This window comes from Qipengyuania sp. JB2-7 (assembly GCF_055693485.1).
On sequence record NZ_CM146335.1, the window covers coordinates 1,561,420 to 1,575,040 of the forward strand.

Annotated in this window: 10 protein-coding genes and 1 pseudogene; 8 read left to right on the forward strand and 3 right to left on the reverse strand. The window is 56.4% G+C overall.

The features are described from left to right. The first annotated feature begins 4 nt into the window (after positions 1 to 4). Together sdhD and sdhA are read left to right on the forward strand one after the other, a co-directional pair. A pseudogene (gene sdhD / locus ACZ1GM_RS07830) lies at positions 5 to 392 on the forward strand (succinate dehydrogenase, hydrophobic membrane anchor protein). Beyond that, the gene (gene sdhA, locus ACZ1GM_RS07835; protein WP_472675964.1) at positions 392 to 2,221 is read left to right on the forward strand and encodes a succinate dehydrogenase flavoprotein subunit; all 1,830 of its coding nucleotides are present in this window, start codon (positions 392 to 394) and stop codon (positions 2,219 to 2,221) included. The pseudogene sdhD and the gene sdhA overlap by 1 nt, the downstream one beginning before the upstream one ends. A 204-nt stretch (positions 2,222 to 2,425) precedes the next feature. Here sdhA and ACZ1GM_RS07840 read toward each other — a convergent pair whose 3' ends face one another. Further along, positions 2,426 to 4,378: an acyltransferase family protein gene (locus tag ACZ1GM_RS07840; protein WP_472675965.1), complete on the reverse strand. Its 1,953-nt coding sequence runs from the start codon at positions 4,376 to 4,378 to the stop codon at positions 2,426 to 2,428. A gap of 132 nt (positions 4,379 to 4,510) precedes the next feature. Here ACZ1GM_RS07840 and ACZ1GM_RS07845 point away from each other — a divergent pair, with 132 nt between their 5' ends. After that, positions 4,511 to 5,527 (forward strand): C13 family peptidase, encoded by a 1,017-nt coding sequence (locus tag ACZ1GM_RS07845; protein ID WP_472675966.1) that lies wholly within the window; start codon positions 4,511 to 4,513, stop codon positions 5,525 to 5,527. A gap of 10 nt (positions 5,528 to 5,537) precedes the next feature. Here ACZ1GM_RS07845 and ACZ1GM_RS07850 read toward each other — a convergent pair whose 3' ends face one another. Continuing rightward, positions 5,538 to 6,392: a hypothetical protein gene (locus ACZ1GM_RS07850; protein ID WP_472675967.1), complete on the reverse strand. Its 855-nt coding sequence runs from the start codon at positions 6,390 to 6,392 to the stop codon at positions 5,538 to 5,540. A 124-nt stretch (positions 6,393 to 6,516) separates the two neighbouring features. On the opposite strand from ACZ1GM_RS07850, the gene ACZ1GM_RS07855 reads away from it, so the two are divergent. The 3 genes from ACZ1GM_RS07855 (at position 6,517) to creD (ending at position 10,267) form a co-directional block, all read left to right on the forward strand. Further along, the gene (locus ACZ1GM_RS07855; RefSeq protein ID WP_472675968.1) at positions 6,517 to 6,906 is read left to right on the forward strand and encodes a BlaI/MecI/CopY family transcriptional regulator; all 390 of its coding nucleotides are present in this window, start codon (positions 6,517 to 6,519) and stop codon (positions 6,904 to 6,906) included. Then, on the forward strand, positions 6,903 to 8,684 hold the full coding sequence (locus tag ACZ1GM_RS07860; protein WP_472675969.1) for a M56 family metallopeptidase: 1,782 nt from the start codon (positions 6,903 to 6,905) through the stop codon (positions 8,682 to 8,684). Before ACZ1GM_RS07855 ends, ACZ1GM_RS07860 begins: the two co-directional genes overlap by 4 nt. Before the next feature lie 176 nt (positions 8,685 to 8,860). Continuing rightward, positions 8,861 to 10,267, forward strand: coding sequence for a cell envelope integrity protein CreD (gene creD, locus ACZ1GM_RS07865; RefSeq protein ID WP_472675970.1), 1,407 nt, complete (start codon positions 8,861 to 8,863; stop codon positions 10,265 to 10,267). A gap of 66 nt (positions 10,268 to 10,333) precedes the next feature. Here creD and ypfJ read toward each other — a convergent pair whose 3' ends face one another. Beyond that, positions 10,334 to 11,203 (reverse strand): KPN_02809 family neutral zinc metallopeptidase, encoded by an 870-nt coding sequence (gene ypfJ, locus ACZ1GM_RS07870; RefSeq protein ID WP_472675971.1) that lies wholly within the window; start codon positions 11,201 to 11,203, stop codon positions 10,334 to 10,336. 85 nt (positions 11,204 to 11,288) lie between these two features. Between ypfJ and ACZ1GM_RS07875 the strand changes: the two genes are divergently transcribed. Both ACZ1GM_RS07875 and guaB read left to right on the forward strand, forming a co-directional pair. Continuing rightward, positions 11,289 to 12,044 (forward strand): 3-hydroxybutyrate dehydrogenase, encoded by a 756-nt coding sequence (locus ACZ1GM_RS07875; RefSeq protein WP_472675972.1) that lies wholly within the window; start codon positions 11,289 to 11,291, stop codon positions 12,042 to 12,044. Positions 12,045 to 12,164: 120 nt separating this feature from the next. Continuing rightward, complete coding sequence (gene guaB / locus ACZ1GM_RS07880) at positions 12,165 to 13,619, forward strand: IMP dehydrogenase (protein ID WP_472675973.1); 1,455 nt, start codon at positions 12,165 to 12,167, stop codon at positions 13,617 to 13,619. Positions 13,620 to 13,621 lie beyond the last annotated feature (2 nt).

Here is a 13,621-nt window from a genome sequence, read left to right on the forward strand (position 1 = left end):
CCTCATGGGTAATGGTACATCAATCAGTACGGGTACGCGGTCTGGGTTCAGCCGGTCACGGCGCGCATCACTGGTTGGTGCAACGCTTTACCGCAATCGGCAATCTGGTGCTGATGATATTCCTGCTCGCCAGCCTCGCTCTGTTGCCTGGCTATGAGTATGGCGAAGTTGCGAAATGGATTGGCCAACCACTGGTGGCGGTCGCGATGGCACTGCTCATCGTCAGTGTGTTCTGGCATGCGCGACTGGGTCTGCAAGTTCTGATCGAAGATTACATTCACACATCCGGGAACAAGTTTGCGGTTATTGCGCTGCTTAATCTGGCGACCATTGGTGGTGCCGGATTTGCTCTGTTCTGCATCGCGCGCCTCTCTCTCGGTGGAGCCATTTAATGACTGCTGAAACCAAATACGCCGACTACACAATTATCGACCACATTTATGACGTTGTGGTGGTGGGTGCCGGTGGCTCCGGATTGCGTGCGACAATGGGCGCGGCTGAGGCTGGCCTGAAAACGGCCAACATCACCAAAGTTTTCCCGACACGTTCGCACACAGTCGCGGCGCAGGGCGGCATCGCAGCATCACTGGGCAACAACACCCCAGATCACTGGTCATGGCACATGTATGACACGGTGAAGGGCTCTGACTGGCTCGGCGATCAGGATGCAATTGAGTATCTGGTCCGCGAAGCCCCTGCTGCGGTTTATGAGCTGGAGCATGCGGGTGTTCCGTTCAGCCGTAACGAAGACGGCACGATTTATCAGAGGCCCTTCGGTGGCCATATGCAGAATATGGGCGAGGGCCCTCCGGTTCAGCGGACATGCGCCGCAGCGGACCGTACCGGCCATGCAATGCTGCACGCGCTCTATCAGCAGAGCCTGAAATACGATGCGGATTTCTTCATCGAGTACTTCGCGCTCGACCTGATCATGAAAGACACGCCTAACGGCAAGGTTTGCGTGGGCGTGATCGCGATGTGCCTGGACGACGGCACAATTCATCGCTTCCGTTCGCATTCAGTTGTTTTGGCGACGGGTGGTTATGGACGCTGCTATTACACAGCGACCTCTGCACACACGTGCACCGGCGACGGTGGCGGCATGGTGCTGCGTGCTGGCTTGCCGCTTCAGGACATGGAGTTTGTTCAGTTCCACCCCACCGGGATTTACGGCGCGGGCGTGCTCATTACCGAGGGTGCACGGGGCGAGGGCGGCTATCTTACGAACAGCGAAGGCGAGCGCTTTATGGAGCGTTATGCGCCTAGCGCCAAAGATCTGGCGAGCCGCGATGTTGTGTCGCGATCCATGGCTCTGGAAATGCGCGAGGGGCGCGGCGTTGGTGCCGATGGCGATCACATCTATCTGCACCTTGATCATATTGATCCGAAGGTTCTGGGCGAACGTCTGCCGGGCATCACCGAGAGCGGCAAGATCTTCGCTGGCGTCGACCTGACGCGCGAACCTCTGCCCGTAACGCCGACGGTCCATTACAATATGGGCGGCATCCCCTGTAACTATCACGGCGAAGTGATGGCTGGCGATCTGAGCGATCCTGAGAAAACAGTTCCGGGCCTGTTTGCCGTTGGCGAGGCGGCATGCGTTTCTGTGCATGGCGCAAATCGTCTTGGCTCAAACTCGCTTATCGACCTCGTGGTGTTTGGTCGTGCAACTGGCCACCGCCTGCAAGAGACGATCAAGCCGGGCACTAGCCATGATGAGCTGCCTGCCGATAGCGCTGGCTTGGCGCTGGAGAGGCTCGATCACTTCCGCAACGCGAAGGGCGGTTCGCCAACCGCTGCGATCCGGTCTGACATGCAGAAAGCGATGCAGCAGCATGCAGCTGTCTTCCGCGATACAAAGCTAATGGATGAAGGCGTTCAGAAGCTCGCAGATCAGAACAAACGGATGGAGGATATTCACGTGTCTGACCGTTCACTGATCTGGAACAGCGATCTGATCGAAACGCTTGAGCTCGACAACCTGATGTCGCAGGCGAACGTGACGATGGCCAGTGCGGCAAATCGTAAGGAAAGCCGTGGCGCGCATGCGCATGAGGACTTCCCTGATCGCAATGACAAGGAATGGATGAAGCACACCATTGCCTGGTTCGATGGTTGGGGTGGGAATGGCGGCATGGGCCGGCTTGATTACCGTCCGGTGCACGAATTCACGCTCACTGAGGATGTCGACTACATCAAACCGAAGGCGCGGGTGTACTAATGTTTGATGTTGAGTTTAGGTTCAACAGTGTTGATCGTCGCCGACAGATGCCGACTGTGCCAAGGGTCGGCGAGCGCGTTGATTTGGATGAAGGCGAAGATGGTCGCTTCATTCTTCTTGTAAGTTCAATCGTACATATCGAAGAACGCGATGGTTGGTCGTATCATTGTACCTGTGAGGTGCGCAACAATTGGTTAGACTAAGCTAATCGCCAACGGTCGCTGCGCCGAACTCTTCAAACCACCCCGCTTCGGCGGCGCGTTCACCAAACAGTTGTGCGCCGTCCCGCGTCCAATGGCCGTAATCATAGACCGTCTTTTTGCCATCTGGGGTCAGCTGGCTGCACGTCTTTTCCGGTCGCGAACAGACGAGGCCATACCGGTCATATACCGGAACACCCAGTTTCTCGCCTAGCTGCGCGATCCAGCGGTTGTCGCTGGCCACCTCGCGGTCTTGCGCGTTATATGCCAGTGTGTTGGCCTCTGGGATGTCAGGCATTTCGCCCCGAGATTGCGCCAGATGGTCAATAAATGGCAGTCGCGTATCGTTGGGATAGCGGGCTGTATTGTTAATCAGCACCACCTCTTTGCCATCAGCCAAGAATGTGCGGATCGCAGGCTCATAAGTTGGTACGCCAGGAAACCAGAAGGAGGCGACGGCGATCACATCGGCTGCCTGGTAGTTCGGAGCCTGACGGAGCACCTCAACCTGATCTGCCCTAAGTATGCCCTCCATTCCAAACCGTGCAAAGCGGACACCGGCAAACTTGTCGGTATTGAGATACAGTGCGTTGAACAAATCAATGCTGTGCGAGTTACCGATCACCAAAACCTTTGTCTGGTCGGTCTCATCAAACCATAGATTGTTCAGTTCATTGGGCGAGGGGCGGTGCGCCTCTGTCTCGCCAGATACACCGCCGGGCACCCCATCGGTTACCTTCCAATGTACCTCTTTCAGGCGGCCATTGTCGAAATCATTGTCGCCATACACCGTCGCCAGCGTCTTAGCGCGTGGCGCGTTGTTCATGTCGATTGCATTGAGGCCGAATGGCAGGGCAATAATGGCCAAAGCGCTCGTTGCGAGCCCGACCAAAAATGGTTTTGTCGACACTTTGAAGCGAAGCGGCTTCTCGACGAGCTTATAACCTGCATAGGAAAGCGCAAAGGTTAGGGCGACCCAGATTGTCCAATCCAGCGGGCCCGGGTTTTCAACGCTATGCAAGCGCGCAAAGGCGAAGATGGGAAAATGCCAGAGATAAATTGAATATGACAGCTTGCCGATGAACACCATTGGTTTGGCTGCCAAGGCGCGTGTGGTCACGTCGTGCTGGTTTGCGAACGCAATCATCAGGCATGTCCCGAGGATTGTGGGGATGGTGACGAATCCCGGGTGCGATCCGGCATCTAGATCTACGAAAATCATCGACGCACCGATCATGACGAAACCAATCGTGGGCGCAAAACGCAGCCAGATATGTTTCTCGGTCAGGGCGCGCCAATTCACGACTGACAAACCCAACAGTGCGCCTGCTAACAATTCCCACGCGCGGCTCGCTGTTGAGAAGAAAGACAAATGTGGACGCCAGTCTGTGGTGAGCTGAGCGACAACAAAGCTGCCGACTAGCAATGCGAGACCAAGCGGCATCAGCCATTTGCGTTTCATCTTCATCGCAAGGATTAGAATGACTGGCCACACGATGTAGAATTGTTCCTCAATGGCTAGCGACCATGTGTGGAGGAAAGGCTGAAGAAGGCCGGATTGCGAGCCATATTCGTTCAGTTCAATGAACCAGAAAATGTTGCTGTAGAAACCCAGCGAAGCCCAGATAGAGCCAGCGAAGGCGCTTACCTCGCTCGGCAAGAGTGTGAAGTATGCCACCGGCAGTGTTGCGAAGATAACCAGAAAGAGTGGCGGTAATATTCGCCGGGCACGCCTCAGATAGAAGTCAGCAAAATTCATGCTGCCCTTGGCTTCGATTTCTTTCGCGATGATGCTGGTAATCAGAAAGCCGGACAGGACGAAAAACATGTCCACGCCCAGAAATCCGCCTTTAAGGACGTATTCCTGAGTGGAGGGCATTCGCAGGTGATAGATAATTACGGAAACGACGGCGATGGTTCGCATGCCGTCTATCTCTGGCCGATATTGTATCGCCATATTCTGGCTATCCCCGTTCACACATCAGTGCGTCGCCGCACTCGTCCAATTGCCCTGTTGCACCGCGATGGTTGATTTGCAAACCATCATCCATGCGACCGGCGGAATAGACACAAAGATCAAAAGAGTATTGTGGCATGCCGCAACGCGTCTTATCCCAAGACAATGTTGGGGCGTTTGATTACCAGTACGATTGTGGCGGCGGCGTTATCAGGTGCTGTGGCCGCTCAGGACGTCAGCTCTCTCGAACAGCCTCCCTCGCACAAATCACCATGGCCGACTTTGTCGACTGGTAAGAGCAAGTCCGCGAAAGCGGCGGCGCTTCAGTTGGGGCCGGAATTTCGCCGGAATGTGTCGCCCAAAGAGCTGCTTCGACAGAGGCGCCTGCTCGATGCGCAAATCGATGCTTTGCGTTCGCAAAGGGCCGGGCAGGTGGATCCATATGTGCTTTCCATTGCTCTCGATAGCGACCCGGTGTTTGCAAGAGAAGCGCGTGAAGCAGCGCGGGTACTTAATCGCCGCTATGGTGCAATCGGTCGAACGGTTACCCTTGCCGGGCCTGACGGGAAGGGGGCATCACCCCTGCCGCAGGGGTCAATCAATGCGTTGGCGTACACCTTGGCTCGCCTGTCGGAGGTGATGGATCCGACAGAAGACGTGCTGATCCTGTACACTACAAGTCATGGCATACCTCAGGGGCTTGCATATCATTATGGCGACGATGGATATGGCATTTTGTCGCCGCAGTATATGCGCGACATGCTGCGCGAGCTGGGCATTGAAAAGCGGGTTCTGATTATCTCGGCATGTTATTCGGGGACTTTTGTGACTCACCTTGCAGGACCTGACACCGCCATTGTGACAGCTTCGGCATTCAATCGAACATCATTTGGATGCCGTGCGGACAATGACTGGACCTATTTCGGCGATGCGTTGATCAACCGAGCCTTGCGCAAACCACAGTCGCTTGGAAGTGCTTTCGATGCAGCAAGCGCCGATATTGCGAAATGGGAGCAAAGCCAGAAGCTCACACCATCCTTGCCGCAGATTTTGGTCGGCGCCTCAGCGAAGGTCTGGCTCGCTGACCTGGAGTCTGAGATGCCAAAAACTGCAACGAGGCCGGTCGGCAAGCCGTCGGTGGCCGAGTAATCAGGCCAGATCACTGTTTCTGAGCCATGTCGCGCCACGCCTTCGGTACTGGCTGATTCCGGTTTTCTCGAATAGCGATTGCCTTTGTGATCAGTTGCGCAGCACCCGGCGCGCCTGTTTGCTGCTTTAGCGCAGCGAGATTTGCGAGACTTTGCGCATCATTCTGGTCCAGCGCTGTTACGTCCTCCAAACGTTCGATCGCGGAATTGGTGTCATTGCGTTTAAGCGCCATGGCGACAAGCGTGCGCAATGCCGATGGTTTGTCAGCCTCTGCCATACCGTCAGTGCGGAGCATGCGCACGAGCGCCTCTTCGCGCAGTGCATCGGAGGTGATCGATTGACCAAGAGCATAAAGGCGTTTGGCACCCTCGAGACGCTCAGCGGGCGAAAACTCGGTGTCGCCGGACACATATCTTAACAGATCACGCGCCGCTTCGTTGTCGCCTTCCACCACGAGCATGTCTGACTTCGCAAGAATGCAAGCGACCTCCTCGCTGACTGCTTCGCCATCACTCTCGCACGATCGGATGATCTTTTTGCGTGTCGGGTTTTGCAGGTGAAATGGTTCAAACCCGCCACCCGGCGACCCTGCAAGACCAGTGCTATTGGCGTAATTTAGGTTGGAAAAAAGCGGCTTTTTTGAAATTCGACTTCCCGCCTTCACGCGCTCTTCTTCCTCAGTGCCGGTGACAACGATTGGCACTGCTTCGGCGTGTTCGCTGGAATACCCCTCTTGTGGGGGCTCATCAGTGCTTTCGGAATTCACCTGCTTTTGCCCTTGCTCCTGCCGCTGATCCGTGGGCGATGGTTGATAAGTCACCGAAGCAAAGGCGAGAAGGGCAATCGGGATAAAGCTCCATGTCATTGGTCCATAGTGAAATGTCGCTTGTCGACTAGCAAGCCATAAAATGCCCCATTCATATGGGCTTCATGTTTACAACTGTAGCCGATATAACTACAGACGTAATCGTTGATCTCAGGAGGGCGGGATGCCGCGGGATAAAGCCACCAACGTAGAACGTATTTCAGAAGCTGAGCATGCTGTTATGGAAGTGCTGTGGGATCATAGTCCGCAAAGCGCTTCGCAGGTTTGTGAAACTGTCTGCGAGAGGCGTGACTGGTCCATCGCAACGGTCAAAACACTGCTGTCTCGGCTAGTTACCAAAGGCGCGCTTGCAACAGAGCCTGACGGGCGAAAGTTTCTTTACGCGCCGTTGATTGAGCGATCTGATTACGTTGGTGGAGAATCCCGCAGGCTTGTAAACCGTCTTTTTGGCGGAAAAGCTGCATCTCTATTCGCGCATTTGGCAGAGAATGAAGCACTTACTGATGACGATCTTTCGGAAATTGAGGATCTGTTGAGGGAGCTGCGCAAATGACCCAGTTCTTGTTTGAAACACTGCTCTGGACCGGTGTGCTGATCGGTGCGGTTCTGCTCCTTCGTCGTCCGGTTGCCAAACATCTTGGCCCTCAGGCTGCATACGCTTTGTGGCTGCTTCCGGCATTGCGGCTGATTATGCCGCCGCTGGTTCTGCCAGCATGGCTAAAACCGCAGGAAGCTCCGCTGCAGCCAGCCGAGGCTCCGGTTGCGGAACCCGTAACACTCACAACCGAGGTGTTGGTCACGGTAACCGATCCTGGCACGCCGGGCGAAGTGGTGAATATCACTCCGTTGGAGCCGATTGCCACCACCACATCGTTCTGGGATTCGATTGCGCTGCCCTCGCTCGCCGATTTGGCGATGCCGCTGGCCGCGATATGGCTTGCCGGTGCGATTATCTTTCTGACGCGCAGGTTTGCTCTGTACCACGCCATGCGCGCAGAGTTGCTCGATGATGCATACGCGGTCGGCCAGTCTGCAAAGGTTCGACTGGTGGAAACGCCGGCGGTCAATGGCCCGGTTGCCTTTGGCGTTCTCGATAAAGTGGTCGCGCTACCTATCGATTTCATGATCAGCCGTGACCGTGTGGCGCGTGACCTGGCGTTAGAGCATGAGCTTGCGCATCATCGCGGGCACGATCTGCTCGTCAATATTTTGGTGCAGCCCTTGTTCGCGCTGCACTGGTTTAATCCGCTTGGTTGGGCAGGCTGGCGCGCGCTGCGCCGTGATCAGGAGGCCGCATGCGATGCGCGTGTGCTGGCGTCTCGACCCAAGTCCGACCGAGCAACTTATGCAGGGATCATTGCTGAACTGGCCACTTCGGCCAATGGCAATGCCCGGCTCGCTCTTGCCGCTCCGATGGCCTGTCCTGTGCTGGGGGACAAATCCATCATTCATCGACTTAGGAGTATTTCAATGTCCGACCTTTCCCAGCGCCGCAAATTTGCAGGACGCGCCTTCTTGGCAGGGAGTGCATTGGCGCTGCCGCTCACAGCATCCATTAGCTATGCGAACGGACCGAGTGATTTAGTCGCGCCTCCTGCTCCGCCAGCAGCGCCCTCAGTTGCTATGACGCCTCCGACGCCACCAGCACCCCCAGCACCGCCGCTGGCTCCCGCATCCATCCAGGCCGTTGCACAGATTGATCCTGACGTTGAAATCGATGTGGATGCCGATGCCGAAACCGTTGAAGAGGTCGAGCGTCAGCTTGATGAGATGGAAGAGGAGCTCGAGCGCGCTGAGGAACAGCTGGAGCGTGAAATTGAGCGTGGGGAACGCCGCGTGGTGCGCATCCGTCGCGGTCAAGAGAGGTCTCTTGACGCTGCTCGCGAGCGGGCGCGTTTCCATGAAGAAGCCGCCAGGGAAGGGCGACGCCACGCACAGCTCTCAATCAGCAAGATGCGCCGCGAACTCGCCGAAGATGGGCAGTTCCGCAAAGAGATGCGTCTGGCCTTGACCGAAGCCAGAAGCCGCAGTCCGCAAGTTGTGGTCGAATGCCTCGATGATCGAACCCGGATCGCGCAGAGCAAGATCTCGCAGGACGGTCAGACCACAATCTTTCTGTGCAAAGCCGCGATAGAGAAGACCGCACGGGAATCTATAGGTCATGCACGCAAGGCAATCGAACAAGATCGCACCTTGTCGAAGCACGAAAGAGCTGAGGCATTGCGTTCCATTGACGAGGCAATGAGCGACCTCAATGAAAGCATGAACGAAATGGATGAAGAGATCGCCGAGATAAATGTAGAAATCGCGGAACTCAACGAGACAACCTGATCCGCCTCATATCCATCCCAACGATATGACGGATACTCCAGCGCGGGGTGATCGGTAGGCAAGTACCGGTCACCCCTTTTCTTTGGTCGGTCATCCAGCCCAGTTTGACGGTTCACAACGCATTCAGTTCATCGTACTAGAGAAACGTGTTATCGTATCGATAGGAGGATGAGGCGATGCGCAAAGAACGTTCCCCAGGTTTCAAACTATTTATGGCGGCGCTGATCGGCTTTGCGCTGATCGTGCCGCTCAGCATGGTCTATCTGCTCGTCAGTGACCGGCAGCATCAATCGCGCGTTGCGCAGGATAATATCACGCAAGGGTGGGGCGGTTCGCAGACTGTCACGGGTCCCGTGCTGGTGGTGCCATATGAAGTGCAACGACAGGTTAGTGAGCAACGAGGCGATCAGACGGTTACGCGAACGGTGACTGACCGGCGTCAGCTATATTTGTCGCCCGAAAGCCAGGCCATTGATGTTGAGCTTGAGCCTGAGACGCGCAGCTATTCCATTTATCAAACGGTGACCTATCTGGCCCAGCTTCAGGGAAAGGCGCGGTTCGCGCTGCCCGAAGATTTTGAACGGATCGGTGTGGATCGCGACGATTTGCTGTTTGAAGAGGCAGAGTTACGCTTCGGCGCATCGGACTCACGGGGCCTTCAGAGCGGTGCCTTAGTCACCGCCAATGGGGAAGCAATTGATTTAAAACCCGGGCGTGGGCCTGCGGCAAGTTCTGGCTCCGGCTTTCATGGGTTCTTTGAATGGTCGGAAGCCGAACCACTGGAGCTGGTTTGGTCTTTCTCAACGCGCGGAAGCCGTTCGATGGCAATCGTTCCACGCGGCGGCGAAACTGATATCAGTGTGACCTCGCCGTGGATGCACCCAAGCTTTGGCGGCGATTTCATTCCTGATGAGAAAAGCGTGGATGATAGCGGCTTCACCGCAAACTGGTCTGTGACCAATCTCGCTTTGGGAGAGGCTCTTGTGCGTTTGGAGGATCTTGGTCCACCTGTCATCCACGAAGGTGACGATCGCAGCTATTATCCCGCCGTCGAAGCTGGCAATTCCTCGGGAACGAGCAAGGCGGCCTCCATCCGTCTGATCGAACCTGTTGACGTCTACAACCAAGTTGATCGTAGCGTGAAATACGGTTTCCTTTTCATTGGTTTCACGTTCCTCGCCTTCCTCATGTTTGATCTGATCGGTGGGGCTCGCGTTGCGGCGGCGGAATACCTTTTATCGGGTGCAGGCTTGGTACTGTTCTTCGTGATGCTGTTGGCTTTTGCAGAAGTGATCGGCTTTGCGCTGGCATACATTGCGGCAAGTGCGGCGGTAATTGGATTGCTCACAGCATATAGTGCGGCTGTCTTGTCGAGCTGGAAGCGGGCCGGATTTATCGGTGCGTTGTTAGTTGGCCTTTACACGCTGCTCTACATCTTGCTCAGCCTCGAGGCGTTCTCTCTGATCATTGGCTCGGTATTGCTCTTCGCAGCACTTGCCGGAGTGATGTACGCGACGCGCAGCATCGATTGGTCGAGCGTGAGCGTGCGCGGTGAGAAAGACGCTGAGGCACTTCCCGAGTAAGGACGCCTCTTCATCGTCAGAAAAGGGCTCGGAGTTTTCGCTCCGGGCCCTTCTTCTTACCAGCAATCAGCCGATATTGGTGATCGCGTCACATTCGCGGTCATTACCGCGCATACCGAGCCGGAGCGCTTGCATACGCTGCTCGCTTGTCCCGTGGGTAAAACCTTCAGGGTTGACCCGCTGGCCTGATCGACGCTGAATTGTGTCATCGCCGATGGAGCTTGCCGCCCGCATGCCTTCCTCAACATCGCCGGGCTCGATCAGATTGCTGTTCTTGCCTGCCCATACACCGGCATAGCAATCTGCTTGCAGCTCCATCAGCACACTAAGCTGATTGGCGGCGCGAGGGTTTTGCGCTTGTGCACTGCGAATTTGCTGGGAAATGCCGGTGATTGTCTGGATGTGGTGCCCATATTCATGCGCCACGACATACAGCCGCGCAAAGTCGCCGCGATCGCCCGCCATTTGTGCGAGCTGATCATAAAAACCGACATCGATGTAGATGGTTTGGTCTGCTGGGCAGTAAAACGGGCCCATATTCACCGAGCCCGGGCCACAGCCTGTGTTAAAGCGGCTAGATGTCGCGAACTTAAGCGTTGGCTGCTGGAACTGCACGCCCTGTGCGGCAAACACCTGACCCCAGGTCTGGTTGAGCGAATCGAGCGCGCTGCATGTTTCCGCTGCATATTGGTTGGAATCGCAGATTGCCTGTTCATTCTCTGCGGATGGTGCACTTTGTTGTTGCGGCGCGCTATCCTGCATGCCGCCAATGGTGGCGGCAGTCTGAAACGGGTCAGCGCCAAACACAAAATACGCAATCGCCGCGATCACGATGGTGCCGCAACCGATGCCGCCCGTCCGCCCGCCGGGCATGCGTCGCCCGCCGCCGGTGGTGCCAACTTGGATATTGTCAGTGTTAAATGGATTTAAGCGCATCTGTCTCCCCCACGCTGGTATGCGCTAGACACTAAGCAAAAACAGCGCGAAAGCGAAGAGCAATATATTTCTACGGAGCGCAGACATGTTTCTCGAAGGCAAAAAGGCACTGATTACGGGTTCAACATCGGGCATTGGCCTGGCGGTGGCACGCGCCTTGAAAGCAGAGGGCGCACAGGTCGTGCTCAACGGTTTTGGTGATGCCGAAGAGATTGCTCAGCTATGCGATGAATTGGGCGCGAGCCATTCGGGCGCAGATTTGACCGATCCTGAGCAGATTGAGGGTATGATGGAGGATGCGGGCGCAATCGACATCCTCGTCAACAATGCGGGCATGCAGCATGTGAGCCCGGTCGAGGATTTCCCCGTCGATAAATGGAATCTGATCATGGCGCTCAATCTCTCCGCGCCGTTTCACACCACGCGGCTTGCGGTGCCCGCCATGAAAGAAAAAGGGTGGGGGCGCATTATCAATACCGCCAGCGCGCATTCATTGACCGCATCGCCGTTCAAGAGCGCCTATAATGCCAGCAAGCACGGCATTGCAGGATTTACCAAGACGGTCGCGCTAGAGCTGGCGCAAACCGGCGTAACGGCAAATTGCATAAGCCCAGGTTACGTATGGACACCCCTGATCGAAGGTCAGATCCCTGACACGATGAAGGCGCGGGGGCTCAGCCGCGACGAGGTCATCAACGACGTCCTGCTGGCTAAACAACCTACCAAGAAGTTCGTGCAGCCTGAAGAGATCGGAGCTCTCGCCGTATTCCTGTGCCGCGAAGAGGCGGGCAATGTGACCGGCGCGAATTGGAGCATTGATGGAGGTTGGACGGCGGAATAGCGCAGATTTCGCCTTGCCCCACTAGCGCCCGCGACAAACCATTGTTACAGGCACTCGTCACGATTCTCCGCGTATCCACCAAACTTCTGGATAGCGCGCAAAAGCTAGAAAGTGACATTTATGGACATCCCACTCGGCCTTACATTCGATGACGTATTGTTACGTCCGGCTGAGAGCGACATCCTTCCCTCAATGGCGGATACCGCCACGCGTCTGACGCGTGACATCACGCTCAACATCCCGGTGGTTTCGAGTGCGATGGATACTGTGACCGAGGCGGATATGGCCATAGCGATGGCGCAGTTGGGCGGCATCGGCGTCCTACACCGCAATCTGACCGTGGTGGAGCAGAGCGCGGCGGTACGCGCGGTGAAACGCTATGAGAGCGGGATGGTCGTCAATCCGATTACCATTGGTCCGGACGCGACGCTGGGCGATGCGCAGATGATCATGGATCAGAACAAGATCAGCGGCATCCCCGTGACAGATCCGAAAGGCAAGCTGTTCGGGATACTGACCAACCGTGATGTGCGCTTTGCTGAGAATCCTAACCAGCCGATCCGCGAGCTGATGACGACGGAAAATCTCGCGACTGTTCCTTTGGGGACGGGACAGGATGAGGCGCGGCGTCTCTTACACCAACGCCGCATCGAGAAGCTGCTGGTGGTCGATGATGACGGCAAATGCGTAGGGTTGATTACGGTCAAGGATATCGAGAAAGCGGTCGCTTACCCTCGCGCGACCAAGGACCCCAGCGGGCGGCTCCGCGTGGCGGCAGCAACTACCGTGGGCGACAAGGGTTTTGAGCGCACGGAGGCCTTGATTGACGCTGAGGTGGATGTGGTGGTGATCGACACCGCTCACGGGCATAACAAGGAAGTTGCGGCTTCCGTCGAGCGCGTCAAAAAAATGTCCAATTCTGTGCAAGTCATCGCCGGCAATGTCGCGACAGGCGAAGCGACTAAGGCGCTGATTGGCGCAGGTGCTGACGGCGTGAAAGTTGGCATCGGCCCCGGTTCCATCTGCACCACTCGCGTTGTTGCGGGCGTTGGTGTGCCTCAGTTGACCGCAATCATGGACTGCGCCGAGGCTGCCGCGGCAGAGAATGTCCCGGTTATTGGCGATGGCGGTCTGCGCACCAGCGGCGATGCGGCGAAAGCGCTCGCAGCGGGCGCGTCTTCGGTCATGATTGGCTCAATGCTCGCCGGTACCGAAGAGGCACCCGGCGAGACGTTCATCTATCAAGGGCGCAGCTATAAAAGCTATCGCGGGATGGGCAGCGTTGGCGCGATGGCACGCGGTAGTGCGGATCGCTATTTCCAGCAGGACATCTCTGAGCAGAAATTGGTGCCAGAAGGTATTGAGGGACAAGTCCCGTATAAGGGCGCAGCAAGCGCGGTCGTTCACCAACTCGTTGGCGGGATTAAGGCGGCAATGGGCTATACCGGCAGCGCGACGATGGAAGATTTGCGTACGCGGGCTCAATTCGTTCGGATCACCAATGCAGGGCTGACCGAAAGCCATGTCCACGATGTGTCGATCACCCGTGAAGCGCCGAATTATCCGACGCGCTGATC

Coding starts and splice junctions, on each gene's coding strand:
- ACZ1GM_RS07850 (WP_472675967.1), bottom strand. CDS start 6,392: ATGACATGGAGCTTTATCCCGATTGCCCTTCTCGCCTTTGCTTCGGTG.
- creD (WP_472675970.1), top strand. CDS start 8,861: ATGCGCAAAGAACGTTCCCCAGGTTTCAAACTATTTATGGCGGCGCTG.
- sdhA (WP_472675964.1), top strand. CDS start 392: ATGACTGCTGAAACCAAATACGCCGACTACACAATTATCGACCACATT.
- ACZ1GM_RS07860 (WP_472675969.1), top strand. CDS start 6,903: ATGACCCAGTTCTTGTTTGAAACACTGCTCTGGACCGGTGTGCTGATC.
- ACZ1GM_RS07840 (WP_472675965.1), bottom strand. CDS start 4,378: ATGGCGATACAATATCGGCCAGAGATAGACGGCATGCGAACCATCGCC.
- ypfJ (WP_472675971.1), bottom strand. CDS start 11,203: ATGCGCTTAAATCCATTTAACACTGACAATATCCAAGTTGGCACCACC.
- ACZ1GM_RS07855 (WP_472675968.1), top strand. CDS start 6,517: ATGCCGCGGGATAAAGCCACCAACGTAGAACGTATTTCAGAAGCTGAG.
- ACZ1GM_RS07875 (WP_472675972.1), top strand. CDS start 11,289: ATGTTTCTCGAAGGCAAAAAGGCACTGATTACGGGTTCAACATCGGGC.
- guaB (WP_472675973.1), top strand. CDS start 12,165: ATGGACATCCCACTCGGCCTTACATTCGATGACGTATTGTTACGTCCG.